Below are 23658 nucleotides of genomic sequence, written 5' to 3'. Positions count from 1 at the left end.
TCGTGTGGACGGAATGTGAACGAAACGGTGCGGGGCGTGGGTAGTGTCCGGGGCGCACGAGTTCGCTTAACCCGCTTAACGACGCTTGGACAACGACGCTCGCAGCGCGACCGGGGGGCCGCATGACCCAGGGGAACGAGTACCTCAGACACGCCATCAGGGAGGCCGGCCTCTCCTACGCCGAACTGGCCCGGGAGATAAGGGAACTCGCGGTGGAGAGCGGGGTGACCGGTCTGCGTACCAACTCCTCGGCCGTCGCCCACTGGATCGCGGGTACCAGGCCCGGCGAGACGGCCACCCGGCTGCTGGCGGAGACGCTGTCCCGGAGACTGGGACGGCTGGTCACACCCGAACAACTTGGTCTGGGCCGCGACTTGGCGGCGGACGATCCGGCGCTGGGCCTGGAGCTGGGGCAGGACCCCGTCGACACGCTCTCCCGGCTGGGCCGCGCCGACATCGAACGGCGCACCTGGCTCAGTTCGGCCGCCTACTGCGTCCCGGCCGCGGCACTCCCCGCGGCGGCCGCGCGTACCGTACCCCGGCAGCGCGGCGGCGGCGCCGGGCGTACCGGCGCCGCCGGCCGGTGGGGCACCGCCGGGCACGGGGAGATCGAGGCGGTGAAAGAGATGACGACGTTCTTCACCGCCGTCGACGAACGCCACGGCGGCCGGCACGGGCGGTCGGCAGTCGTGCAGTATCTGATCTCCGACGTGGCCACCCTGTGCCGGGCGCGGTTCCGTACCGACGCGCAGAAGCGGCAGATGCTGTCGGCCGCCGCCTGCGTGGCCTACCTGGCGGGCTGGAAGGCGTACGACGCCGGCGAGGCGGGGCTCGCCCAGCGGTACTACCTCCAGACGTTCCAGCTCACCGAGGAGGCGGGCAACGACCTCCACTCGGCGTTCGTCCTGCGCGTCCTGGCGCACCACGGCATGGAGACCGGGCGCGGCGAGCACACCCTGGACCTGATCGACGCCGCGCTGGCACGGGTCAAGGGGCGCACCGACCCGGCGTCCGAGTCCCTCTACGTCGTCACCCGCGCCCGCGCGCTCGCCATGGCGGGCCGGCGCCGGGAGGCCGTCGCGGAAGCCGCCCGCGCCGCGCGGCTGGTGGAGGACGCCGACGAATCGGAGATGCCCTTCTGGGCGGCGCTGTGGGGCTCGGCCGGGGCCTGCGTGGGCAACCACACCGCGAAGACCGCGGAGTTGCTGGGCGACTACCGCGTCGCCGAGCGTCATTTCTCCCAGGCGGTCTGGAACACGTCCGGCTCCGCGTACCAGCGCATCGCCGCCCTCAGCCTGGCCCTGACGGGATCCATGCAGTGCCGCCAGGGGCACGTCGAGGAAGCGTGTACGACGTGGGGCAGGGCCCTGGAGCTCATGGACGGGGTGCGCTCCGCGCGCGTCCTGCGTGCCGCGAGGGGCATGCGGCAGGAGCTGGCGCCCTTCAAGCACCGGGGCGCGCAGGCGGCGCTGGACTTCGACGAGCGAGCCCGCCGGTGGCTGGCCGGGGAGCACGCATGAGCCGGCCGGCCGAGCAGCACGGCACCGCGACAAGCCCGGCCACCGAGAGGACGGCGCGCGGCGGCCGGACGACGGGTACACCCGCCGACCAGAGCGGCGCGCCGGTGCCGCCGCGGCACTCGATGGCCCGGATCGCCGCGGCCGGTTCGGCCGGGACGGTCATCGAGTACTACGACTTCTTCCTCTACGGGAGCGCCGCCGCCCTGGTCTTCGGACCGGTCTACTTCCCGCACTTCTCCCCCGCCGCCGCGACGCTCGCCGCCTTCGGCACCCTCGCCACCGGTTTCGTCGCCCGGCCGCTCGGCTCGCTGCTGTTCGGCCACATCGGTGACCGGCACGGGCGCCGGGCGGTGCTCCTCATATCGGTGCTCATGACGGGACTGGCCACCGTCGCCGTCGGCCTCCTCCCCGGCTACGGAACGCTCGGCCTGGCCGCCCCCGTGGTGCTGGTCCTGCTGCGCGTCGTCCAGGGGCTGGGCCTGGGCGGCGAATGGACCGCCGCGGTACTGCTCTCCGCCGAACACGCCCCGCCCGGACGCCGTGGCCTGTGGGCGAGCTTCCCGCAGACCGGCCCCACCCTCGGCTTCATCCTGGCCAACGGGGCGATGATGACCATGTCGGCCACCCTGACCGACGAGCAGTTCCGTACGTGGGGCTGGCGCGTCCCCTTCCTGTGCGCGGGCGTGCTCATGCTGGCCGGCTACCTGCTGCGGGCGGCCGTCGCGGAGACACCGGCCTTCCTCGCCCTCGCCGCCCGCCGCACGCTGGTCCGGGTGCCGGCGGTCCCGCTCCTGCGGCACCACTGGCGGCGGGTACTGCTGGTGGCGGGCGCGGTCACCGTCGTGTACGCCGTCCACTACGCGGTGTCCGCGTGGGCGCTGTCACACGCCACCGGGCGGCTGGGGGTCGACCCGACGGTCATGCTGTTCTGCCTGATGGGGGCCATGGCGGTGATGGGCGCCGCCACTCCGGTGGCCGCCTCCCTCGGCGACCGGTACGGGCGGCGCCGGCTCAGCCTGCTGGGCTGCGCGGCGATGGCGCTGGGCATCGTGCCGTACCTGGTGCTGCTCCAGACCGGACGCCTGGGGGCCGTCTTCGCGGCAACCACCATGATGCTGCTCGCCCTGGTCACGACGCTCGGCGTGCAGGGCGCCTACCTCCCCGAGCTGTTCGCGCCCGAACTGCGCTGCACCGGGACGGCGTTCGCCTACAACCTCGGCGCCGTGCTGGGCGGGGCGCTGACACCCCTGGTGGCCACCCGCCTGTCTCCCGCCGGAAACGGGCTGCCGTGGGGCGTCGCCGGGTATCTGCTCGCCCTGTGCGCCGTCAGCGCGGCCTGCTTCGCCCTGCTGCCCGACACCCACCGCCGGCCGTCCGACTGATCTCCGGCGTGCCGCCAGGGGGCCTACGCAGTCACTTCCGCGTCGTCCACGGCGTCCCGCCAGCGCACCGTCCAGCGCTCCCGCAGGGCCGCGCGGGCCTGGTCGCCGAGTCCGTACGCGCTGACCGTCAGGCTCACCGGCCCCGGCCCGCCGTCCGGCAGCGGTTCCTCGGCGGTCGCCGCCAGCAGATGCCCCTCGCCATCGACCACCAGGCGGGCGAACCGGCTCTCGTGCCAAAGCTCCCCCACCGCCGCTTCCGCCAGCACCCCGAGCAGCTGCCGGCCGCTCGCCCGTCCGGTCAGGCGGAGCGTGTCGCGCCGCTCGCCGGGATGGCGTTCCAGCAGGAAGCGGAGCTGCTCGAAGAAGACCCGCCAGCCCTCCTCGACGGCGTCGTGCCGGTCCGGGTCCGGGCCGGCGGCGAGCGGCTGGGTGGTGACGACCCGTACCGTCGTCCGGCCGGGGCCGCCCACGAGGCCGATCTCCTGGCCCGCGTCGAGGACGATGAGGTCGGGCGGCTGGGGGTCGGCGTGGTCGACGAAGATGAAGTCGATCTCGGCCGTCAGCCCCTCGTAGTCCCAGCCGAACCAGTTCCGGACGAGATCCGGTTCGGTCAGAGCCCGCCATACGGTGTCGGCGGGCGCCCCGACCGTCGTCTCGACGCGGAAGGGCTTCTGGTCCTCGGTCGCCGGACTCATCGGACTGCTCCCTTCGCCGGGCCGCTGGGCGCACCTCGACGCTACCGCTGAAGCCCCTCCCGTACGACTACGACGCGAGCCCCGTGCCGCGTGGTCCGCCCGCGCTACCTCACGGCCACGGTGAGGACGATCTTGCCGGTGGTCCGGCCGGCCTCGCCCAGCTCGTGGGCCTTCGCCGCCTGCTCCAGCGGCAGTACGGTGTCGATCTCCGCCCGCAGCTTCCCGGCCCCGGCCAGCGCGGCGATCTCCAGCAGCCCGGCGTAGTCCGGTTCCACCAGCGTGAACCCGGTGCGTACGCGGTGGGCCTCCGCCTCGGCCGCGGGCGGCACCGCGTCCGGCGAGGGCAGCGTGATCAGCACGCCGCCCGGCCGGAGCACCCGCAGCGAGCGCGTCCCGTAGTCGCCGCCGACGGCGTCCAGGACGACGTCCACATCACGGACCGTCTCGGTGAAGTCGGTCCGGGTGTAGTCGATCAGCTCGTCCGCGCCGAGTTCCCGCAGCAGGGGGTGCTTGGCCCCGCTCGCCGTGCCGATCACGTACGCGCCGCGCGCCTTGGCGATCTGTACGGCGAGGTGGCCGACCCCGCCCGCGGCAGCATGGACCAGGACCCGCTGCCCGGCGCGCAGGTCCGCCGTACCGACCAGGGACTGCCAGGCGGTGAGCGCGGCGAGCGGCAGCGCTGCGGCGTGCACATGGTCGAGCGCGGCGGGCTTGCGGACGAAGTGCCGGGCGGGGCCGGTGACGTACTCCGCGTAACCGCCCGCCTGACCCGGGAACTCGGGCATGCCGAAGACCTCGTCGCCGGGCCGGTACAGCGTGACGCCGAGGCCGACGGCCTCGACGACACCGGAGACGTCATAGCCGAGCACCGGGGTCTCGGCCCACATGCCGAATCCGCCGGTCGCGCGTGACTTCCAGTCCACCGGGTTGACCCCGGCCGCGTGCACCCGGACCAGGATCTCGGTCGGGCCGGGCACCGGGCGCGGCAGGCGCACCTCGGTGAGCACCTGGGGACCGCCCCATTCGGATGGGGTGATCGCTCGCATGGTGGGGGTGGTGTTCTCGCTCATCGGACAGTGCCCTTTCGTTCGGTGGGGCGGTGGGGTGTGCACCCACTCTGCGCCCGGATCCACCGGACCGGCATTGGCCGGATGGCCATGATGTGACAGGATCTGGCCATGCACACCACGACCCCTGCCCACCGCGTCCACCGCGTCGTCGTCCTCGCCGCCGAGGGCGTCGTGCCGTTCGAGCTGGGCATCCCCGCGCGGATCTTCGGTGCGTGCGACTACGCGGCGGGCACCCCGCTCTACGAGGTGCTCGTCTGCACTCCGTCCGGCGGACCGGTGCGTACGGACGCGGGCTTCTCGATCGCCGTCGACCACGGGCCGGAGGTCCTGGCCACCGCCGACACCGTGATCGTCCCGCCCAGCCACGGGCTCGGCCCGCTCTACGAAACCGGCGTCCTGGACGAGGAGTTGGCGGCGGCCCTGGCGCATATCCGGCCCGGCACGCGCGTGGTGTCGATCTGCACGGGCGCGTTCGTCGTGGCGGCCGCGGGACTCCTCGACGACCGCCCGGCCACCACCCACTGGAACGAGGCGACGAACTTCAAACGGCTCTTCCCGCGGGTCCGCGTGGACGAGGAGGTGCTGTTCGTCGACGACGGCGACATGCTGAGCTCCGCCGGAGCAGCCGCCGGCGTCGACCTCTGCCTGCATCTGGTCCGGCGCGACCACGGCAGCGCGATCGCCAACCGGGTGGCCCGGATCTGCGTCGTCCCGCCCTGGCGCGACGGCGGCCAGGCCCAGTACATCGAACGTCCGGTGCCCGCACCCTCCTCGGCCACCACCGCCGCGACCCGCGCCTGGGCGCTGGAACGGCTCGCCAGGCCGCTCACCCTCGGGGAGCTGGCCGCGCACGCCCGGATGAGCGTCCGCACCTTCACCCGCAGGTTCCGTGACGAGGCAGGGGTGACACCGGGCCAGTGGCTGACCGCTCAGCGGGTGGAGCTGGCCAAGCAACTGCTGGAGACGAGCGACCTGTCCATCGACCACATCGCCGACCGCGCGGGCTTCGGCAGCGCCAACTCGCTGCGCCAGCACCTGCGTTCCGCCATCGGCGTGTCACCGGCCGCGTACCGGCGCACCTTTCACACCGCCGGCTCCCCGACCACGGCGGCGGCGCGCTGACGGGTGCGGTGCTCCTGGGGGCTGATCCCGCGCACCCGCTTGAACGCCGAACTGAGCGCGAACGAGCCGCCATAGCCCACCTTCCTCGCCACCGCGTCGACCGTGGCGTCCGTCGTACGCAGCAGATCGGCGGCCAGCGACAGCCGCCAGCCGGTGAGGTACGTCATCGGCGGCTCCCCGACCAGCTCGGTGAAGCGGCGGGCCAGCGCCGCGCGCGACACCCCGGTCTTCGCCGCCAGCAGCGCGACGGTCCAGGGATGGGCCGGGTCGTTCTGCAGCAGCCGCAGCGCCTGCCCCACCACCGGGTCGCCCAACGCCCGGTACCAGCCCGGGGCTTCGGCGTCCGGGCGGGAGAACCAGGCGCGCAGCACGGTGATGAGCAGCAGGTCCAGCAGCCGGTCGAGCACCACCTCCTGGCCGGGCTCGTCCCTGCCGATCTCCTCGTCGAGCAGCGGCAGGAACGGGGAACAGCAGGGTTCCGCCGGCAGGAACAGCAGCGGCGGCAGCGCGTCCAGCAGCCGCCGGCCGACCTCGCCGTCCATCTGGTAGGTGCCGACGAGCAGCGCGGCTGAGCCTTCGGCGCTGTCCCCCCACATCCGCACGCCCAGTTCCATCACCTTGCCCAGAGGCTCCCCCTCCGGGGTGCTGCACTCCCCGCCGGGATGGATGACGATCCGGGGCGGGGTGCGGGGGTCGTCGGAGACCGTGTACGGATCGGGGCCGCGGGCGACCGCCACATCGCCGGGCCGCAGGCGGACCGGCTCGCCGGCGTCGGGGACGACCCAGGCCTCGCCGCGCACCACGGACATCAGGCAGATCGGCGCCCGGTCCTCGATGCGCACCGACCAGGGGGCGTCCATCACCATTCGTAGCAGGAAGGCACCCCGTGCGCGCGGCCCGTCCAGGAGTCCCGTGAGAGCGTCCATGGCGCCAGCGTAGACCCACGGACCGTAGACGCACGGACATGCGATCGAGCCGGTGAAGCATGGCCCGTCCACGCGCCGGCGGCCAGGCTTGAGCCCATGACAGAGAACGAGCAGCAGACGGTGTTGGTGACAGCGGCCACGGGCAAGACCGGCCGCCGGGTGGCGGAGCGCCTCGCGGAGCGCGGCGTGCGGGTGCGGGCCGGTTCCCGTACCGGAGAGGTTCCCTTCGACTGGGAGGACGAGCAGACCTGGGCGCCCGCGCTGCGCGGCGCGGATGCGGCGTACATCGCCTACTACCCGGACCTGGCGGCCCCGATGGCGGCGGACGCCCTGCGGACCTTCGGCCGGCTGGCGGCGGAGAGCGGGGTGCGGCACCTGGTGCTGCTGTCCGGCCGCGGGGAGCCGCAGGCGGTCGCGGCCGAGGAGGCGGTACGCGAGTCCGGCGTGGAGCTGACGGTCGTCCGGTCCAGCTTCTTCGCGCAGAACTTCAGCGAGGGATTCATGGTGGACGGCCTCCTCGGCGGTGAACTGCCCTTCCCTGCCGGGGAGGTGGTGGAGCCGTTCATCGACGCGGACGACCTCGCGGACGTCGTGACCGCAATCCTGACCGAGGAGGGGCACGCGGGTGTCGTGCACGAGGTGACGGGCCCGCGGGCGCTGACCTTCCGGGAGGCGGTGGCCGAGATCGCCTCGGCCGCCGGGCTGACCACGGCCTACGTACCGGTCTCGGGGCCCGAATACCGGGACCTCCTGGTGCAGTTCGGCCTGCCGGCCGACTTCGCGGCCTTCGCGTCGGAACTGTTCACGTTCCTCCTCGACGGCCACAACACACCGACGACGGACGGGGTCAAGCGGGTACTGGGCCGCGAACCGAGGGACTTCACGGACTACGCGCACACGACGGCCGCGTCCGGCGCGTGGGGGGACTCGGACACCGGTCGTCGCTGATCTGACCTGCCCTGACCTGACCTGGGTGCGGAGTGCCGCGGGACGGTTCATAGGATCGTCCCGTGGCATTTCCGACGGATACCGAGCGCCTGCTGTACGAGGCGAAGGCGCGCGACGACTGGGAGGCGGAGCTCGCGGTCCTCTCCCGTACCCGCCTCTACCTGCTGGTGTCCCGGCTGCACGCCGACACTCCGGGCTTCGTCGCGCCGCTGCGGCCGCAGCGCGACCCGGCGACGGGCAGGCAGTGCGTCGCGGTCACCACCCCCGGCCTGCTGCCGCCCTGGCACCCCGACTGGGTGTTCCAGCAGACCACGCTCGCCGAACTGGCCGAACGCTGGCCGAACGACAAGTGGTGGCTGGGGATCAACCAGGGCACCCCGTATGCGACCGCAGTCGAAGCGCGCCCACTGCACCGCGAGTTCTGGCAGGAGCTCACCGAGGAGACCGGCGGGGTGCCGAACGGGCAGTTGCTCACGGACGCCATGGGTCCGCTGCACGGGCCACTGGCCCACGGTCTGGCGCTGGGCGCCCATCTCGCCGTACACAACAGCCTGGTCTGGAACCGGCTGGGCGCGGCCTACTTCGACTACGCCGGCGACATCGAGAGCCTGCGCCGGCCCTGGTACGTGACCAACCGGGCCGAGTTCCGCGAGAAGCTGGCCGACCTGATGGCGGCCAAACTCGTGGGCCGTACCGAGGAGTTCGCCCTGCACGCCCGCCGCAACCTCGGCCGCCGGCTGGGCCGGGCGGCGTCGGCCGAGGAGTGGGAGAGCACCGTCACCCAGGCGCTGACCCTGCGGCGGGCGACCGAGGCGGAGGTCAAGGAGGCCGCGGAGGCGGTCCGCCGGATCGACCGGTACGAGCAGCGCTTCCGCGCCGACGGAATCCTGGCGCCGGACCGGCGGGTGGACACCCTCGCCGCCTTCGACTTCGGGCGCGCGGTCAACGTCGTACGCCTGGCCCTGGGTGCACGCTTCTGCGATCCGCAGGAGGCCGAGCAGGCGGTGCTGCGGATCGGTGAAGTGGCCCGGCAGGCCTACGGCTCCTGGGAGGAGTTCTCGCTCGGCTACGCGCTGACCCGCGCCCTCCACTACGACGAGGACGAGTCGGGGACGAAGTACCAGGAGTCCGTGGCCGCGCACCGCATCCTCGCCCAGGACCCGTCGAGCCCCTACCGGAACATCCCGTGGTCATGACCCAGCCCCCGCCCGCCCCCTGGACCGCCCCCACCGAGACCGAGCGCCTGCTGTACGAGGCGGGGTTGCGCCGCGATGTGCAGGCGCAGCTGCGCGTCCTGGCCGGCGAGGAGCTGTACATCGGGATGCCCCGGGCCCAGGTGCACGCGGAGCCGGACATGGTCCACTTCCAGCCGTACTGGGACCCGGCCGTCCGCCGGTACTGCCTGCCGGTCCTGACGCGCGGCATGCTGCCGCCGTTCCACCCGGAGTGGGTGTTCGTGAGCTACGGCCTGGACTGGCTGGCCCGGGGCGGCTGGCCGGACGGCCTTCCCTGGCTCGCCGTGAACGGCGGCACCCCGGCCGCGGTCTATCTGGAGGCGACACCGCAGCACCGCGCGCTGTGGCGGCGCGCCTACGTGGAGAACGAACGGGCGGACGGGAACCGGCTGATCGGACTGCGGCACGGGGCGCTGCACGGACCGCTCGCGTACGGTCTCGCCTGCGGCGGCCATCTGGCGGTGCAGAACGCCGTGCCGTGGAACGAGGTGGGCACGGCCTACCACGGTTACCGCGAGGAGCTGCGGCGGCTGAGTGATGCCTGGGGCATCACCGACCGGGCCGGCTGGCAGGAGCAGCTGGGCTACCTGCTGGACGCCGAGAACAGCCCGCCCCAGGCCGACTTCGTCCTGCGCGTCCGCGAGGCACTGCGCGCCCGCCACGGTGAGCTGCCGCCGGCCGACGCGTGGCGGGAGACCGCCGCCGGTACGGCACAGGACCTGGGCGCGAGCCCCGAGGGGGTCAAGAGCATCGAGGAGTTGGTCCGGCGCGTCATGCGGTACGAGTCGCGGTTCCGGGCGGACGGGCTGCTGCCGCCGGACGGCCGGGTGACCACGACGGTCGCGTACGACTACGGCCGGGCGGTGAACCTCGCCCGCTGGGGGCTGTCGGCCCGCTTCTGCACCCCGCACGAGGCCGAGCAGGCGATCGTGCACGCGGGGGCGCTCAGCAAGCCCGCGTACCGCTCCTGGGAGGCGTTCTCCGCGGGTTACACCCTCGGCCGGGTGCTGCGGTTCGACGACGAGGAGTACGGCCCGTACTACGAGACGGCACTCGACGCCCACCGCCTCCTCGCGCAGTCGGAGGGCAGCCCCTGGCGCAACATCCCCTGGCGCTGAGCGAAGCCGAGGACTCGCGTCAGCGCGCGCCGTGGCCGGGTGCGATGTTCTCGACGCGCTGGGCGAGTTCGAAGTCCTTGTCGGTGACCGCGCCGCCCGCGCTGTGCGTGTTCACCGAGAGCGCGAGGGTGTGGTAGCTGAGGGTGAGTTCGGAGTGGTGGTCCAGCTCGTCCTGGATCCGGGCGATGTGTACGGCCATCGCGGCGGCCGCGAAGTGGGTGCCCAGCTGGTACGTACGGGCGATCCTGTCCCCTTCCAGGGCCCAGCCCGGCAGCTCCCTCAGCCGGTCCTCGATCTCCTTCTGGGACAGCGGCTCGGTGGCCATGGCCAGGCTCCTTCCGGGGCTGAGGGTTCCGGGGCTGAGGGGTCGTCCGGTACCAGCCTGCCACAGGGCCGCCGGGACGGAAGGTTTCGCGCCATTGTGCGCGCGGGCCGACGGGTGGGCGCGCGGGTGTCTTCCGAGTCGAGGGGGGTCCCCCTATGCTCCTGCGCCGGACGTGACTGTTACCGGCGGTAGTAGGGGGACGCGGCATGACTCGTACCGGCAGCACTCGACGGACCTTCGTGGCGGGCGCGGCAGCGGCCGCCGGCACCGCGGCGGCACTCACCCCGGCGCGCGGCGCGGCCGCCGCCCCGCGCGCGCCGGGCGGGCGGCAGTCCGTCGCGGTGCTGGGCGGCGGGGTCGCCGGGCTCACCGCGGCCCATGAACTCGCCGAACGCGGCTTCGCGGTGACGGTGTACGAACGACGGGCCCTGGGCGGCAAGGCCCGCAGCATGGATGTACCGGGCAGCGCCAAGGGCAGTCGCAGACCGCTGCCCGCCGAGCACGGTTTCCGCTTCATCCCGGGCATCTACCACAACCTGCCGGACACCTTCCGGCGCATTCCGTTCCCCGGCAACGCCGACGGGGTGTGGGGCAACCTGGTCGCGCCCAAGGAGATGATGTTCGCCCGGACGGGCCGGGAGGATCTCCGCATTCCGCTTCCCCGGGCCGGCGAAAAACCGGCCGAACTCACCCCGGACGAGCTGCGGCGGGCGGTAACGGCCTTCCTCGGCACGGCGTTCCGGCTGCCGCCGCACGAGGTCGCGTACTTCGCGAACCGCTTCCTTGTCTTCCTCACCAGCTGCGACGAGCGGCGCAACGACCAGTGGGAGCGCAAGCCCTGGTGGGACTTCCTGCGCGCCGGCCAGATGTCGAACGACTACCAGCGCATCCTCGCCGTCGGTCTGACCCGCAACATCGTCGCGACCAAGGCGGAGGAGGCGAGCACCCGGACGGTGGGCTCGCTCCTGGAGGCCTTCGTCTTCAACGCGCTGGGGCGCGGCGCCGACGGTCCGCTCGACCGGATCCTGAACGCGCCGACCAACGAGGCGTGGATCGACCCGTGGGAGACCCATCTCCGCGCCCTGGGCGTGGAGTTCCGGGTCGGCTGGACCGTACGCGAGCTGAAACTCGGCTCCGGGCGGATCGCGGCGGCGGTGATCGAGGACCCGCAGGGCGTACGGCAGTCGGTGACGGCGGACCACTACATCTCGGCGATGCCGGTGGAGCACGCCCGCCGGACCTGGGGGGCCGAGCTGCGGGCCGCGGATCCGCAGCTCGCCCGCTGCGACCGGCTCCAGACCGACTGGATGACCGGCATCCAGTTCTATCTCACTGAGCGGACGCCGATCCTGCACGGCCATCTCAACTGCATCGACTCCCCCTGGTCGCTGACCGCCATCGCGCAGGCGCAGCACTGGCCCGGCCGGAACTTCCCGGCCGACTACGGCGACGGCGCAGTGGCCGACTGCCTGTCCGTGGACATCTCCGAGTGGGACCGGCCGGGCATGCTGTACGGCAGGACGGCCAAACAGTGCACGCGCGAGGAGGTCGCGCGCGAGGTATGGGCCCAGCTCAAGGCGACCGTGAACGACACGGGGAAGACGGTTCTGAAGGACTCCACGCTGCATTCGTGGTTCCTGGACCCGGGCGTGGACGGGCTCGGCACCCCGAACCCCACCAACGACGACGAGCTGCTCATCCACCCGGTGGGGACCTTTCACAACCGGCCGGCCGCCGCGACGAGGATCCCCAACTTCTTCCTGTCCGGTGACTATGTGGCCGTCGACATCGACCTGGCGACGATGGAGGGCGCCAACGCGTCCGCCCGGCAGGCGGTCAACGCCCTGCTGGACCGGACCGGTTCGGGGACCGAGCGGTGCAGCGTCACGCCGCTGTACCGGGCGCCGGAGCTGGAACCGTCGAAGCGGCACGACCGGCTCCGCCACCGGCTGGGCCTGCGCAACATCCACGACCTCGGATAGGTCGGACAGGAGCGTCGCCTCGGTCATCGCCTCGGTTACCGTCGTCCTCATGACCACAGTCGCGACGGACACCGCCGTAGGCCCGCTGCTGCGCACCTGGCGGGAGCGACGCCGGATCACCCAGCTGGAGCTGGCAATCCGCGCCGACTCCTCCGCCCGGCACATCAGCTTCATCGAGACCGGCCGCTCGCGCCCCAGCGAGGAAATGATCCTGCGTCTCGCGGACCACCTCGACGTCCCGGTGCGGGAACGCAACTCCCTGCTGCTGTCGGCCGGTTACGCCCCGCGGTACGCCGAGACCCCGCTGGACGACCCGTCGATGGGCGCCCTCCGGGAGGGGATGGAACGGCTGCTGCAGGGGTACGAGCCGTACCCGGCGATCGTCGTCGACGGGACGTACACCGTGCTGGCCGCCAACCGGGGTATCGCGATGCTGCTCGACGGCCTGCCGGACCATCTGCTCGCCCCGCCGCTGAACGCCATGCGGCTCACCCTGCACCCGGAGGGCATGGCGCCGAGGATCCGCAATCTGCGGGAGTGGCGGGGGCATCTGCTGGCCCAGATGGAGCGCCAGATCGCGCTGGTGCGTTCGGACGCGCTGCGCGCGCTGTACGACGAAGTCGCCGCCTACCCCCTCCCGGAGGCCGGCGACGACTCGGACACGGACGCGGCCGGCTCCGGCTCCGGGACCGGCTCCGGGACCGTCCCGTACTTCGCGCTGCCGCTGCGGATCGAGCACGGCGGTCAGCTGCTTTCCTTCGTCTCGTCCATCTCCACCTTCAACACCCCGATGGACGTGACGGTCGCCGAGCTGGCCATCGAGACGTTCCTCCCGGCCGACCCGGCGACGGTGAAGTACCTGCGGTCGATGGCGCCGTAGCGGGTCTCAACCACGGATTCTCAACCGCGGATTCTCAACCGCGGATGAGGAGGACGACGCCGCCCGCCACCGCCCCCAGCACCACGGCACCGACACCCTGGGCCAGACGGTGGTACCGCAGGACCGGGAGGACGTGGTCGAGGGCGTACCGGCCGGGTCCTGTCAGGGCCAGGGCCGCGGCGGCGGTCACGAGGATCAACTCGTACTCGACGCCCTTGGGGGCGAAGAAGCTGCCGCTCCACCGGACGGCGAGCGCGTTGACCAGGACGCCGATCAGGGCGGCGGCGGACAGGGGGGTGAGCAGCCCCGCGGCCAGGCCCAGTCCGCCCAGGGTCTCGCTGAGCCCGGCGATCACCGCCATCGTCTCGCCCGCGGGGTAACCGCTCATGGTGAAGCCCTGACCGGTTCCGCTGATTCCGAAGCCGCCGAACCAGCCGAACAGCTTCTGGGTGCCGTGGGCGGCCATGGTCAGTCCGACCACCAGGCGGAGCAGCAGCAGCCCGACGTCGTACGACTGCGGGGTCGCCACATGGCCGGTGGTGGTGCCCGAGGAGTCGGAGCCGGCGGTGTGCCGGCCTGGGAAAGGGGAGGTCATGGAGGGTTAGCTTAGGAGCGCGTCGCGGTCCTGGGCCGTCACGGCGCGCAGGGCCAGGTGCTGCAGTACGGCGAACCCGGCGACGGTCATGGCCTGCATCGGGATCCAGACGGCGCCGGCGGTGGTGGGCGAGAACCACAGGACGAGCGCCGCGATGCTCAGCGCCGCCCACAGCAGGTTGGCCTCGATGACGGCCTTGACCGGGAACACCGGAGGCTGCTTCCGGGAGGCCAGGTAGCCGACCCCCGCGCCGAACAGCACCAGGAAGACACCGAGTTCGGGCAGCAGCCCGGACCCGACCCCGAGCAGCCGTCCCAGCGGGCCGGAGGCCGCCACGTACGCCAGGCCGTTGGCGGTGGTGACGACGGCGTCCAGCGCGAGGAAGCGACGGAGCATGGTCTGCGGCTCGGTGGTGCGGGAAATGCTGCGGGAGATGGTGCCAAGCAGGGTCGCGGACATGACGGATCAGCCTCCATCGAGGTCGAAAGCGCTGGTCGGGACCCGGATCTCGGATCGGAGTGCGCCGCCCCGAGATCCGGTACCGCAACCATGCCCGGCGCCGTGGAAGCCGTCGATTACCTCACGGGTCATGCGGACGTCGTGGCAGTCCGGTCCGCCGCGCCGGGTGCGGCCAGGGCGAGCCGGCGGTGCGTGCGGCGGAGCATGGCACGGGCCATGAAGGGGTGCACGCGCCTGACGACGGCGAAGTAGAGACGGCCGCGCAGGTTGTGGGTCCGTACGACCGTGCTGAGGGTGACCGCTTCCTCGCCGGCGTCCGTGCTCACGTACAGGGAGGCGCGGAAGTCCAGGTGGCCGGCGTCCTCGCCGAGCAGCACCTCCGCGCCCTCGCGGGCGACCACCGGGAAGGGCAGCACGCCCTCCCAGGCCGCCGGGTCGGTGGGCATGCCCGGGCCGAGCGGGAGCCGCCAGGCGTCGGAGAAGTCGGTACGGTCGAAGGCCGTACGGGCGAGCAGGGCGCCGGCGGGGATGCCGGCGGCCTTCGGGCGGTACCAGACCAGCCGGTGCATCTGCCGCACCCACGGCGACCAGCGGGTGGGGCGCGCCGCGAGCCGGCCGGTGGCGGCGCGCTCGATGTTGTCGAAGCACTCCTCCACCACGACGTCGTGCATGCTGCGGACCGCGAGATCCCAGACCAGGCGCTCGGTGACGCCCTGCTTCTCCTCAAGGACATGGATCACGCGGCAGCGGTCCGGTCCCACTGGCTCGACCTCCAGCCGGTGGAAGCCGTCGGTGTCGGAGAAGTCGAAGTGGATCATGCGGCCGGGCTCGTACGCGCCGACGGTGTAGCGGACGAATCCGTGCCCGCCGACAGCGCCGGCGCCGAGCGGGCGGTCGAACCGCATGGGTGGCCACGCGGGAGTCGGCCAGACCGGGTCGTCGTCCGAGGCGAGCCGGTCGAGGAGGGCGCCCACCGTCGCGGCCGGAGCCTCGACGGTGCGCTCATGAACGTTGCGTACCGTGCGCATCCCACACCTCCATACGCTGGCGTATGTTTCACCGTACGGTACCGTACGGTCATGGCGCAACGGAAACAACGGGGGCAGGACCGGGGGCAGGGGCAGCGGGACGGCAGGCAGCGGCTGAGCGCCCAGGACTGGGCCGACGCGGCACTCACCGCCATCGGGGAGGGCGGAATCGCCGCGGTCGCGGTCGAACCGCTGGCCGCCCGGCTGGGCACGACGAAGGGCAGCTTCTACTGGCACTTCGCCAATCGCGAGGCGCTGATCGAGGCCGCGCTCGCCCGCTGGGAGGAGCTCGGCACCGAGGCGGTCATCGCGCTCATGGAGACCGAGCCCGACCCGGAGCGGCGGCTGCGCACCCTGTTCGCCGAAGCCACCGCCTCCGCCGCCGAGGACCCGCTCGAGGTGACGCTGCTCGCCACCGCGTCCCATCCCCAAGTCGCGGCCGTACTGGAGCGGGTGACCGCGCGGCGGATCGGCTATGTGGCGCGCCTCTTCGAGGAGGTCGGGTTCCCGCCGGAAGCGGCCGCGCAGCGCGGGCTGCTGGCGTACGCCGGCTACCTCGGGCACGCCCAGCTCAACCACGCGGTTCCGCAGTCACTGCCGGCCGGCGCCGGCCTCACGGACTACCTGGACGGCGTGATGGAGACGCTGCTGCGCCGGCCCTGACCGGCGAGCGTGGCGCAGGTCACTCAATTCAGGCCGTAACGAATCGACTCGGGCACGCGATGAACCTCCAGGTGTCGTCGCGCAGCCCCGTCCTGGCTGTCGAGCGACTTCGCCCGCCCGCCCTTTACTGCCCGCTACGAGAGGCTCCTTGTGTCGCTCAGCCCGTCCCGCACGTTTCCTCCGGAGATCGCCGAGTCCGAGTCCCTGGTTACGCTCATCGAGCGCGGCCGGAGCCAGGGGCACATCAGCGGCGATGACGTGCGCCAGGCCTTCGAAGCGGGTCGTATCCCGATGGACCAGTACAAGCGTGTCCTGCGCAGCCTGAACCAGGTCCTCGACGAGGAGGGCGTGACGCTCCTCGTCACCGCCGCCCCGGCGGCCAAGACGGCCGCGAAGCGTCCGCGCAAGGCTGCGGCGCGGGACGAGGTGAAGCGCCCGGTCAAGAAGACGGTGGTGGCCCGGCCGTCGGGAACGGTGAAGAAGGCGGCCGCTGCCGAGGTGGACGCCGTACCGTCGTCCAGTATGGCTGCGATATCGGAGAAGCACGAAGAGCTCGAAGTACCGGCCGAGAAGAAGGCGGCGCAGAAGCGGACGGTCAAGACCGCCGCGAAGAAGACCGCGGCCAAGAAGACCGCCGCCAAGGCGGAGTCCCCCGCCGGCCCCGAGGCCGCGGAGGCCTCCGAGGTCGACCAGTGGCCCGAGGAGGCAGTGGCCGCCGACGGTGACGAGGAGCAGGCCAAGCCCGAGGGGCAGGGCTTCATCCTGTCCGACGAGGACGAGGACGACGCCCCGGCGCAACAGGTCATGGTGGCCGGAGCCACCGCCGACCCGGTCAAGGACTACCTCAAGCTGATCGGCAAGGTCCCGCTGCTCAACGCCGAGCAGGAGGTGGAGCTCGCCAAGCGCATCGAGGCCGGTCTCTTCTCCGAGTACAAGCTGGAGGAGGAGGACGAGCACAAGCCTGCGTTCCGCCGTGAGCTGGAGATCCTGGTCGAGGACGGCCGCCGCGCCAAGAACCACCTGCTGGAGGCCAACCTCCGCCTGGTCGTCTCGCTTGCCAAGCGCTACACCGGCCGCGGCATGCTCTTCCTGGACCTGATCCAGGAGGGGAACGTCGGCCTGATCCGCGCGGTCGAGAAGTTCGACTACACCAAGGGCTTCAAGTTCTCGACGTACGCGACCTGGTGGATCCGGCAGGCGATCACCCGCGCCATGGCCGACCAGTCGCGCACCATCCGCATTCCGGTGCACATGGTCGAGATCATCAACAAGCTCGCGCGCGTCCAGCGCCAGATGCTCCAGGACCTGGGCCGCGAGCCCACGCCCGAGGAGCTCGGCAAGGAGCTCGACATGACCCCGGAGAAGGTCATCGAGGTCCAGAAGTACGGCCGCGAGCCGATCTCCCTCCACACCCCCCTGGGCGAGGAGGGCGACAGTGAGTTCGGCGACCTGATCGAGGACTCCGAGGCGGTCGTCCCGGCCGACGCGGTCAGCTTCACCTTCCTCCAGGAGCAGCTGCAGTCCATCCTGGGAACGCTTTCCGAGCGCGAGGCGGGCGTGGTCTCGATGCGGTACGGCCTCAATGACGGCCAGCCGAAGACGCTGGACGAGATCGGCCGGGTGTACGGCGTGACGCGCGAGCGCATCCGCCAGATCGAATCGAAGACGATGTCGAAGCTGCGCCACCCGTCCCGCTCCCAGGTCCTGAGGGACTACCTGGACTAGGCCGCCATCCCGAGAACGCCCCCTCCCCGCCTTGGCGGGAAGGGGGCGCTGCCTCGTGCCAAACCGGCGAGCGGTCACCGATGCGGTACCTGAGTACCGAGTCGTGCCGAAAGGGTGCCCCGCATGTGTGCGTTCGCACGAGCGCGGGGCACCCCTGTCGATCCGGGTGGAGAGTGGAGAGTCAGTTCCCCTCGGTTTCGAAGGTGCGCAGCAAATCGGCCGCGACGCTCACGGCGATGGTCGCGGGTTCCTTGCCGGTGATGTCGGCCATCCCGATCGGGGTCTTGATCCGATCGATGGTGGCCTCGTCGTGACCGCCCTCGGTGGAGAGGCGTTTGCGGAACCGCACCCACTTGGCCGCCGACCCGATCAGCCCGATGGAGCCGAGGTGGGTGGTGCGCAGGGCGGCGTCGCACAGAGCGGCGTCCTCGGCGTGATCATGGGTCATGATCAGGATGTGGGTGCCGCGCGGCAGCTCCTCCAGCACCTCCTCGGGCAGCAGCGGCGTGTGATGCACGTGCACCTGCGCCACCGCGTCCGCCAGCACGTCGAGCCGTTCCTTGGTGAGCATGTCGGCACGGGTGTCGATCAGATGGAGGTCGAGGTCCTGACGTGCCAGGATGCGCGCCAGTTCCAGCCCCACGTGCCCCACGCCGAAGACCGCCACCGCCCGTACCACCGGCAGCGGTTCGAGCAACACCGAGACCGTGCCGCCGCAGCACTGCACGCCATGTTGGTTGGTCACTTTGTCGTTCAGGGCGAAATCAATCAGCTCAGGCTCAGGCTTGGACGCGACGATCATCTCGCGGGCCCGGTCGATTGCGACGGCCTCGACGTTGCCGCCGCCGATCGAGCCCCACGTCTCGCTCTGCCCCACCACCAGTTTGGCACCGGCGTCGCGCGGGGCATGGCCGCGCACGGTCGCGACGGTGACCAGCACGCCGGACTCCCGGCGTGCTCGCAACCGTGCGACCGCGGCGACCCACGTCATGTCAGGCACCGCTCAACGCTGCTGCGTCGGTGCGGACCTTGCCGTCGGCGGCAAACCCGTTACGGGCGTGACCGTTCCGGGAGGCATCGCCCTGGCGGGCCTCCTCGATCGCCCAGTACACCGCTTCCGGCGTCGCGGGCGAGGCCAGCTCGACGCTGACCCCGCTCGGTCCGAACGCGGCGGCGGCCTGCCGCAACGCCTCTCGCACCGAGAACGCCAGCATCAGCGGAGGCTCACCCACCGCCTTGGACCCGTAGACCGCGCCCTCTTCGGTAGCGTTCTCCAGCAGCGTGACGTTGAACTCCTCGGGCATCTCCGAGAAGCTCGGCAGCTTGTACGTGCTCGCGGCCTGGGTCAGCAGCCGGCCGCGGTTCGGCCCGTCAGTGGCGTCCCAGCGCATGTCCTCGAGCGTCAGCCAGCCCGCCCCCTGCACGAAGCCGCCCTCGACCTGACCAATGTCGATCATCGGGGACAGGCTGTCGCCGACATCGTGCACGATGTCCACGCGCCGGATGCGGTACGCGCCGGTGAAGCCGTCCACCTCCACCTCGGCCGCTGCGGCGCCATAGGAGAAGTACTTGAACGGCGAGCCCTGGAACGCCTTCGCGTCCCAGTGCAGACCCTCGGTCCGGTAGTAACCGGCCGCCGACAGCTGAACCCGCTGGAAGTACGCGGTGCGCACCAGGTCGTCCCAGGCCAGCTCCTTGTCGCTGCCCAGGGTGCGCGCGACGCCCTCGACGATGCGTACGTCCGAGGCGTTCGAACCGAGCTGCGATGCGGCCACCTGCAGCAGCCGCTCACGCAGCTGCTCACACGCGTTCTTGATCGCCCCACCGTTGAGGTCCGCGCCGGAACTGGCGGCGGTGGCGGAGGTGTTGGGCACCTTGTCGGTACGCGTCGGGGCCAGGCGCACCTTGTGCAGCGGGATGCCCAGCGTGGTCGCGGCCACCTGCATCATCTTGGTGTGCAGGCCCTGGCCCATCTCGGTGCCGCCGTGGTTGATCAGGACGGAGCCGTCCTTGTAGATCAGCACCAGCGCGCCGCCCTGGTTGAAGGCGGTGAGGTTGAACGAGATGCCGAACTTGACGCCGGTGAGCGCAATGGCCCGCTTGGTGTGCGGGTGCGCGGCGTTGAAGGCGGCGATCTCGCGCTTGCGATCGGCGATGCCGCCGTTGTTGCGGACTTCTTCCCAGACGGCGGAGATCCGTTCGGGGTGGGTGACCGGCTGTCCGTACGGCGTCGACTGACCCTGCTCGTAGAAGTTGCGCTCCCGCAGCTCCATGGGGTCCAGGCCGAGCAGCGGCGCGCACCGGCCCATGATGTCCTCGATCACGAGCATGCCCTGCGGTCCGCCGAAGCCGCGGAACGCGGTGTTCGAGACCTTGTTGGTCTTGGCGATGCGACCGGCGATACGCGCGTTGGGGATCCAGTACGTGTTGTCGATGTGGCACAGCGCACGGGCCGTCACCGGCTCGGACAGGTCCAGGCTCCAGCCGCCGTCCGAGGTCAGGGTGGCGTCCAGGGCCCGGATCCGGCCGTCGGCGTCGAAGCCGATCTTCCACGTGGCGTGGAACCCGTGCCGCTTGCCGGACATGGTCAGGTCCTGCGTGCGGTTGAGCCGCAGCCGGACCGGCCGGCCGGTCAGCTTGGCACCGAGCGCGGCGACGGCCGCGAACCCGTGCGGCTGCATCTCCTTGCCGCCGAAGCCGCCGCCCATCCGCAGGCACTGCACGGTCACCTCGTGACTGTGCAGACCGAGGACGTGCGCGACGATCTCCTGGGTCTCCGAAGGGTGCTGGGTGCTGCTCTGGATGAAGACCTGCTCGGCCTCGTCGATGTGGGCCAGCGCGGCGTGCGTCTCCAGGTAGAAGTGCTCCTGGTCGGAGAACTGGAACTCACCGGTGAACACGTGCGCGGAGTCGGCGAAGCCGGCGTCGACGTCGCCGGTCACCATCACGGGCCGAGCGCCGTGGAAGCTCTCGGCCGCGATCGCCTCCTTCAGCGTGATCAGGGAGGGCTTCTCGTCGAGTTCCACCTCGACGGCCGCGGCGCCGAGCCGGGCCGCCTCCAGGGTCTCGCCCAGCACCCACGCGACCGCGTGGCCGTAGAACATGACCTCGTCGGGGAACAGCGGCTCGTCGTGCTTCATGCCGGCATCGTTGACGCCGGGCACGTCGGCACCCGTCAGCACACGGACCACGCCGGGCACGGCGAGCGCGGGCTCGGTGCGCAGCGCGGTGATCCTGCCGCAGGCCTTCATGACCTGGACCGGGTACGCGTGCAGCACGTCCTTGGTCCGCTGGACCAGGTCGTCGGTGTAGAGCGCGGTGCCGGTGACGTGCTGGAAGGCACTCTCGTGCGGCATCGAGACGCCGACGACCGGCTTTTCGGGGCGTTCGGACAGATGGCTCATGAGGTAACCGCCTCGGTGGTCTGCGCGTACAGCTTCAGCAGGCTCTGGCCGAGCATCGCGGAACGGTAGAGGGAGCTGGCGCGATGATCGCTCATCGGCGTGCCCTCGCCCCGCAGCACCCGGGCCGCGGCCTCGACGGTCTCCGTCGCCCACGGCTTGCCCTCCAGGGCGGCCTCGGTGGCGAGGGAGCGGATCGGGGTGGCGGCCACGCCGCCCAGGCCGATGCGCGCCTTGCGGACGATCCCGTCCTCGATGTCGAGCGCGAAGGCGACCGCCACGCTGGAGATGTCGTCGAAGCGCCGCTTGGCGATCTTGTGGAAGGCAGTGACCGGCGACAGCGGCAGCGGGATCCGCACCGCGCGGATCAGCTCTCCGGGACGGCGCACGCTCTGCCGGTAACCGGTGAAGTAGTCCGCCAGCGGGACCACGCGCTCGCCGCCGGCGCCGGCGAGCACCACCGACGCGTCGAGGGCGAGCAGCACCGGCGGGCTGTCACCGATGGGCGAGCCGGTACCCAGGTTGCCGCCGAGGGTCGCACCGTTGCGGATGAGCCGCGATGCGAACTGCGGGAACAGCTCGGCGAGAAGCGGGACGTCGCCCTCGAGGCGGCGTTCGATCTCGGTGAGCGTCAGCGCCGCACCGATCTCGATGTACTCGGATTCGACGCGCAGCTCCCGCAGTTCGGGCAGCCGGTCGATGGCGACGACGCAATCCGCCCTGCGGGAACGGATGTTCACCTCCACGCCCCAGTCGGTGGAACCGGCGACCACCACCGCGTCCGGCCGCTCGTGCAGCAACTGCAACGTTTCGGCCAGCGTGTTCTTGCGCAGGAACGTGCTGTCGTCCTGGGTGTACTCGGTGGCGACCGCGGCGGGCGGGTCCTGCTCGCGGCGCTGCGCGAGCGGGTCCTCGTCGGTGGGCGTACCGACGGCGAACGCGGCATCGCGGATCGGGCGGTAGCCGGTGCAGCGGCACAGGTTTCCGCTCAGCGCGTGCAGGTCGAAGCCGTTCGGACCGTGCTCGGCATCGGCGTTCTCGGCCGCGTCCGCGCTGTCCAGCGGGTTGCCGTGCTCGCAGCGGTCGGGTCGGTAGTACTCGGAAGCCATGCTGCAGATGAATCCCGGCGTGCAGTAACCGCACTGGGAGCCGCCGCGGACCGCCATCTCCTCCTGCACCGGGTGCAGGGTGGGCGGCGTGCCGTCTTCGCCGACGGTGGCGAGGCCTTCGGAGGTGATGACCTCCTGGCCGTCGAGGGCCGCGGCCGGGACCAGGCAGGCGTTGACCGCCACCCAGTCGGTGGGCTTGTTCACCCCGGGACGGGCCACCAGGACCGAACAGGCGCCGCACTCACCCTCGGCGCAGCCCTCCTTGGTGCCGGTGAGGCCGCGCTCGCGCAGGAAATCCAGCGCTGTGGTGTGAGGTGCAGCCGGTGAAAGCGGTGTTTCTTTCCCGTTGACCGTGATCCGCGCCGCTACCATGACAGGCCTTCGTTTCGGTGCGCGATCGGTCGATTCATGATGTTCGCCAATTTCAGGCAGCTTTCTGTGTTCAGACGCGCCACGTGAGAGAAGCGGGCGCAGAAAGGCACGCAACAGCGGCGTGTCGGAAGGTGATGACGGGAAACCCGGAATGTGCGGAATGTGCCACGGACGGGCACATCAGAACGGCGTACTCAGCAGCCGTGCGCGATCCGACCCGGAACCCAGACTGTGCACTGGGCGAGGCGACCAAGATCAGAGCAGGTGTACATCCGCTGGTCGCCTCCTTTCGGTCGTTATGGGTCGGCGTCTACCGCAAAATAGTGGCTGGGGCCACCGAGGTCAAGACGTTGACCTCGGTCTCTCGAGAACCGTGTCCTGACTGGCCGGCTCCCGTCGCCTGCACCTCAACCCCCAGGTCGGCGCGGACGAGCCGCAGCGCCGCTGCCGGGTCTGCCGCGCGGGTGACGGTCCGGCCCACGACGACATGTGAGGCGCCGGCGGCAACGGCTGCGCGCGGTGTCCCGGGGCGAGCGTGCTCGGCCGGTGATCCCCCTGGAAGCATGACTCCCGGCGTGACGATCAGGCTGCCGGCGCCCAGCACAGCGCGCAGTGCCCCGGCTTCCTGCGGCGAGGCGATCACGCCGTGGCATCCAGCGCCTTGTGCCAGTCGCGCCAGCCGCAGCACCTGCGCTTCGGTCGAGGCGTTGACGCCGATGTCAGCCAGGTCGGAGCTGCTCATGCTGGTCACGACGGTGAGAGCGAGAACGCGCAGGCGGGGAAAGTCGCGGGCCGCTGCGACCGCGGCAGCCATGATGTCAGTGCCGCCCATGCTGTGCACGGTCACCAGGGACGCACCCAGAGCACCCGCGGCACGCACCGCACCGGCGACGGAGTTCGGGATCTCGAAGAGCTTCAGGTCCAGGAACACGTCCTTGCCCTTGGCGACGAGGTGCTCGATCAGGTCGGGTCCGGCCGCAGTGAGCAGTTCCAACCCGATCTTGTAGAAACGGCACTCCGCTCCAAGCCGGTCGACGATCTCGTCAGCCGCACGACGGTTGTCGAAATCCAAAGCGACGATGACCCGGCCGGCTGTCTCCACG

The 23658-nt window shown here is 71.5% G+C and carries 21 protein-coding genes; 10 read left to right on the top strand and 11 right to left on the bottom strand.

What is annotated here, in order from left to right:
• Positions 1-122: 122 nt before the first annotated feature.
• Together ACWV17_RS17375 and ACWV17_RS17370 are read left to right on the top strand one after the other, a co-directional pair.
• Positions 123-1520 carry a hypothetical protein gene (locus tag ACWV17_RS17375; protein ID WP_455360451.1) on the top strand — a complete coding sequence of 466 codons (1398 nt, stop codon included), beginning with the start codon at positions 123-125 and terminating at the stop codon, positions 1518-1520.
• 122 nt (positions 1521-1642) lie between these two features.
• Positions 1643-2902 (top strand): MFS transporter, encoded by a 1260-nt coding sequence (locus ACWV17_RS17370; protein WP_455360498.1) that lies wholly within the window; start codon positions 1643-1645, stop codon positions 2900-2902.
• Between the two features lie 23 nt (positions 2903-2925).
• Here ACWV17_RS17370 and ACWV17_RS17365 read toward each other — a convergent pair whose 3' ends face one another.
• Positions 2926-3597, bottom strand: a complete 672-nt coding sequence (locus ACWV17_RS17365; RefSeq protein WP_455360450.1) for an SRPBCC family protein — start codon at positions 3595-3597, stop codon at positions 2926-2928.
• A gap of 104 nt (positions 3598-3701) precedes the next feature.
• Complete coding sequence (locus tag ACWV17_RS17360; RefSeq protein WP_455351604.1) at positions 3702-4667, bottom strand: NADP-dependent oxidoreductase; 966 nt, start codon at positions 4665-4667, stop codon at positions 3702-3704.
• 108 nt (positions 4668-4775) lie between these two features.
• Here ACWV17_RS17360 and ACWV17_RS17355 point away from each other — a divergent pair, with 108 nt between their 5' ends.
• Positions 4776-5789, top strand: coding sequence for a GlxA family transcriptional regulator (locus ACWV17_RS17355; protein ID WP_455360449.1), 1014 nt, complete (start codon positions 4776-4778; stop codon positions 5787-5789).
• Here the strand turns inward: ACWV17_RS17355 and ACWV17_RS17350 are convergent.
• Positions 5750-6715 (bottom strand): cupin domain-containing protein, encoded by a 966-nt coding sequence (locus ACWV17_RS17350; protein ID WP_455360448.1) that lies wholly within the window; start codon positions 6713-6715, stop codon positions 5750-5752. The two genes, ACWV17_RS17355 and ACWV17_RS17350, sit on opposite strands and share 40 nt — an antisense overlap.
• A gap of 96 nt (positions 6716-6811) precedes the next feature.
• Between ACWV17_RS17350 and ACWV17_RS17345 the strand changes: the two genes are divergently transcribed.
• From ACWV17_RS17345 to ACWV17_RS17335, 3 genes are all read left to right on the top strand, one after another.
• Entirely contained in the window at positions 6812-7663 is an 852-nt protein-coding gene (locus tag ACWV17_RS17345; RefSeq protein ID WP_455360447.1) for an NAD(P)H-binding protein, read from the top strand.
• Positions 7664-7725: 62 nt separating this feature from the next.
• Positions 7726-8859, top strand: coding sequence for a DUF1266 domain-containing protein (locus ACWV17_RS17340; protein WP_455360446.1), 1134 nt, complete (start codon positions 7726-7728; stop codon positions 8857-8859).
• Positions 8856-10016 (top strand): DUF1266 domain-containing protein, encoded by a 1161-nt coding sequence (locus ACWV17_RS17335; protein ID WP_455360445.1) that lies wholly within the window; start codon positions 8856-8858, stop codon positions 10014-10016. The genes ACWV17_RS17340 and ACWV17_RS17335 overlap by 4 nt, the downstream gene beginning before the upstream one ends.
• Before the next feature lie 19 nt (positions 10017-10035).
• Here ACWV17_RS17335 and ACWV17_RS17330 read toward each other — a convergent pair whose 3' ends face one another.
• Complete coding sequence (locus tag ACWV17_RS17330; RefSeq protein WP_455360444.1) at positions 10036-10341, bottom strand: 4a-hydroxytetrahydrobiopterin dehydratase; 306 nt, start codon at positions 10339-10341, stop codon at positions 10036-10038.
• A 206-nt stretch (positions 10342-10547) separates the two neighbouring features.
• Between ACWV17_RS17330 and ACWV17_RS17325 the strand changes: the two genes are divergently transcribed.
• Both ACWV17_RS17325 and ACWV17_RS17320 read left to right on the top strand, forming a co-directional pair.
• Positions 10548-12323 (top strand): hydroxysqualene dehydroxylase, encoded by a 1776-nt coding sequence (locus ACWV17_RS17325; protein WP_455360443.1) that lies wholly within the window; start codon positions 10548-10550, stop codon positions 12321-12323.
• Positions 12324-12372: 49 nt separating this feature from the next.
• Positions 12373-13203, top strand: coding sequence for a helix-turn-helix domain-containing protein (locus ACWV17_RS17320; RefSeq protein WP_455360442.1), 831 nt, complete (start codon positions 12373-12375; stop codon positions 13201-13203).
• Between the two features lie 34 nt (positions 13204-13237).
• On the opposite strand, the gene ACWV17_RS17315 is transcribed toward ACWV17_RS17320, so the two are convergent.
• The 3 genes from ACWV17_RS17315 to ACWV17_RS17305 form a co-directional block, all read right to left on the bottom strand.
• Positions 13238-13798, bottom strand: coding sequence for a DoxX family protein (locus tag ACWV17_RS17315; protein WP_455360441.1), 561 nt, complete (start codon positions 13796-13798; stop codon positions 13238-13240).
• A 6-nt stretch (positions 13799-13804) separates the two neighbouring features.
• Positions 13805-14257, bottom strand: a complete 453-nt coding sequence (locus ACWV17_RS17310; RefSeq protein ID WP_455360440.1) for a hypothetical protein — start codon at positions 14255-14257, stop codon at positions 13805-13807.
• A 128-nt stretch (positions 14258-14385) separates the two neighbouring features.
• On the bottom strand, positions 14386-15285 hold the full coding sequence (locus tag ACWV17_RS17305; protein WP_455360439.1) for a DUF2867 domain-containing protein: 900 nt from the start codon (positions 15283-15285) through the stop codon (positions 14386-14388).
• A gap of 51 nt (positions 15286-15336) precedes the next feature.
• Here ACWV17_RS17305 and ACWV17_RS17300 point away from each other — a divergent pair, with 51 nt between their 5' ends.
• Both ACWV17_RS17300 and ACWV17_RS17295 read left to right on the top strand, forming a co-directional pair.
• The gene (locus ACWV17_RS17300; protein WP_455360438.1) at positions 15337-15948 is read left to right on the top strand and encodes a TetR/AcrR family transcriptional regulator; all 612 of its coding nucleotides are present in this window, start codon (positions 15337-15339) and stop codon (positions 15946-15948) included.
• Positions 15949-16098: 150 nt separating this feature from the next.
• Entirely contained in the window at positions 16099-17673 is a 1575-nt protein-coding gene (locus ACWV17_RS17295; RefSeq protein ID WP_455351617.1) for an RNA polymerase sigma factor, read from the top strand.
• Positions 17674-17854: 181 nt separating this feature from the next.
• Here the strand turns inward: ACWV17_RS17295 and xdhC are convergent, their stop codons facing one another.
• The 4 genes from xdhC to pyrF form a co-directional block, all read right to left on the bottom strand.
• Positions 17855-18664, bottom strand: a complete 810-nt coding sequence (gene xdhC / locus ACWV17_RS17290) for a xanthine dehydrogenase accessory protein XdhC (RefSeq protein ID WP_455360437.1) — start codon at positions 18662-18664, stop codon at positions 17855-17857.
• A gap of 1 nt (position 18665) precedes the next feature.
• On the bottom strand, positions 18666-21077 hold the full coding sequence (xdhB, locus tag ACWV17_RS17285; protein WP_455360436.1) for a xanthine dehydrogenase molybdopterin binding subunit: 2412 nt from the start codon (positions 21075-21077) through the stop codon (positions 18666-18668).
• Entirely contained in the window at positions 21074-22555 is a 1482-nt protein-coding gene (locus tag ACWV17_RS17280; RefSeq protein ID WP_455360435.1) for a xanthine dehydrogenase small subunit, read from the bottom strand. Before ACWV17_RS17280 ends, xdhB begins: the two co-directional genes overlap by 4 nt.
• A 310-nt stretch (positions 22556-22865) precedes the next feature.
• Positions 22866-23657, bottom strand: coding sequence for an orotidine-5'-phosphate decarboxylase (gene pyrF / locus ACWV17_RS17275; protein WP_455360434.1), 792 nt, complete (start codon positions 23655-23657; stop codon positions 22866-22868).
• Position 23658: the final 1 nt, after the last annotated feature.

This window comes from Streptomyces mabaensis, assembly GCF_053763515.1.
This window is presented reverse-complemented; position numbering and strand designations above follow the sequence as displayed.

Coding starts and splice junctions, on each gene's coding strand:
- ACWV17_RS17375 (WP_455360451.1), top strand. CDS start 123: ATGACCCAGGGGAACGAGTACCTCAGACACGCCATCAGGGAGGCCGGC.
- ACWV17_RS17370 (WP_455360498.1), top strand. CDS start 1,643: ATGGCCCGGATCGCCGCGGCCGGTTCGGCCGGGACGGTCATCGAGTAC.
- ACWV17_RS17365 (WP_455360450.1), bottom strand. CDS start 3,597: ATGAGTCCGGCGACCGAGGACCAGAAGCCCTTCCGCGTCGAGACGACG.
- ACWV17_RS17360 (WP_455351604.1), bottom strand. CDS start 4,667: ATGAGCGAGAACACCACCCCCACCATGCGAGCGATCACCCCATCCGAA.
- ACWV17_RS17355 (WP_455360449.1), top strand. CDS start 4,776: ATGCACACCACGACCCCTGCCCACCGCGTCCACCGCGTCGTCGTCCTC.
- ACWV17_RS17350 (WP_455360448.1), bottom strand. CDS start 6,715: ATGGACGCTCTCACGGGACTCCTGGACGGGCCGCGCGCACGGGGTGCC.
- ACWV17_RS17345 (WP_455360447.1), top strand. CDS start 6,812: ATGACAGAGAACGAGCAGCAGACGGTGTTGGTGACAGCGGCCACGGGC.
- ACWV17_RS17335 (WP_455360445.1), top strand. CDS start 8,856: ATGACCCAGCCCCCGCCCGCCCCCTGGACCGCCCCCACCGAGACCGAG.
- ACWV17_RS17330 (WP_455360444.1), bottom strand. CDS start 10,341: ATGGCCACCGAGCCGCTGTCCCAGAAGGAGATCGAGGACCGGCTGAGG.
- ACWV17_RS17325 (WP_455360443.1), top strand. CDS start 10,548: ATGACTCGTACCGGCAGCACTCGACGGACCTTCGTGGCGGGCGCGGCA.
- ACWV17_RS17320 (WP_455360442.1), top strand. CDS start 12,373: ATGACCACAGTCGCGACGGACACCGCCGTAGGCCCGCTGCTGCGCACC.
- ACWV17_RS17315 (WP_455360441.1), bottom strand. CDS start 13,798: ATGACCTCCCCTTTCCCAGGCCGGCACACCGCCGGCTCCGACTCCTCG.
- ACWV17_RS17310 (WP_455360440.1), bottom strand. CDS start 14,257: ATGTCCGCGACCCTGCTTGGCACCATCTCCCGCAGCATTTCCCGCACC.
- ACWV17_RS17305 (WP_455360439.1), bottom strand. CDS start 15,285: ATGCGCACGGTACGCAACGTTCATGAGCGCACCGTCGAGGCTCCGGCC.
- ACWV17_RS17300 (WP_455360438.1), top strand. CDS start 15,337: ATGGCGCAACGGAAACAACGGGGGCAGGACCGGGGGCAGGGGCAGCGG.
- xdhC (WP_455360437.1), bottom strand. CDS start 18,664: ATGACGTGGGTCGCCGCGGTCGCACGGTTGCGAGCACGCCGGGAGTCC.
- xdhB (WP_455360436.1), bottom strand. CDS start 21,077: ATGAGCCATCTGTCCGAACGCCCCGAAAAGCCGGTCGTCGGCGTCTCG.
- ACWV17_RS17280 (WP_455360435.1), bottom strand. CDS start 22,555: ATGGTAGCGGCGCGGATCACGGTCAACGGGAAAGAAACACCGCTTTCA.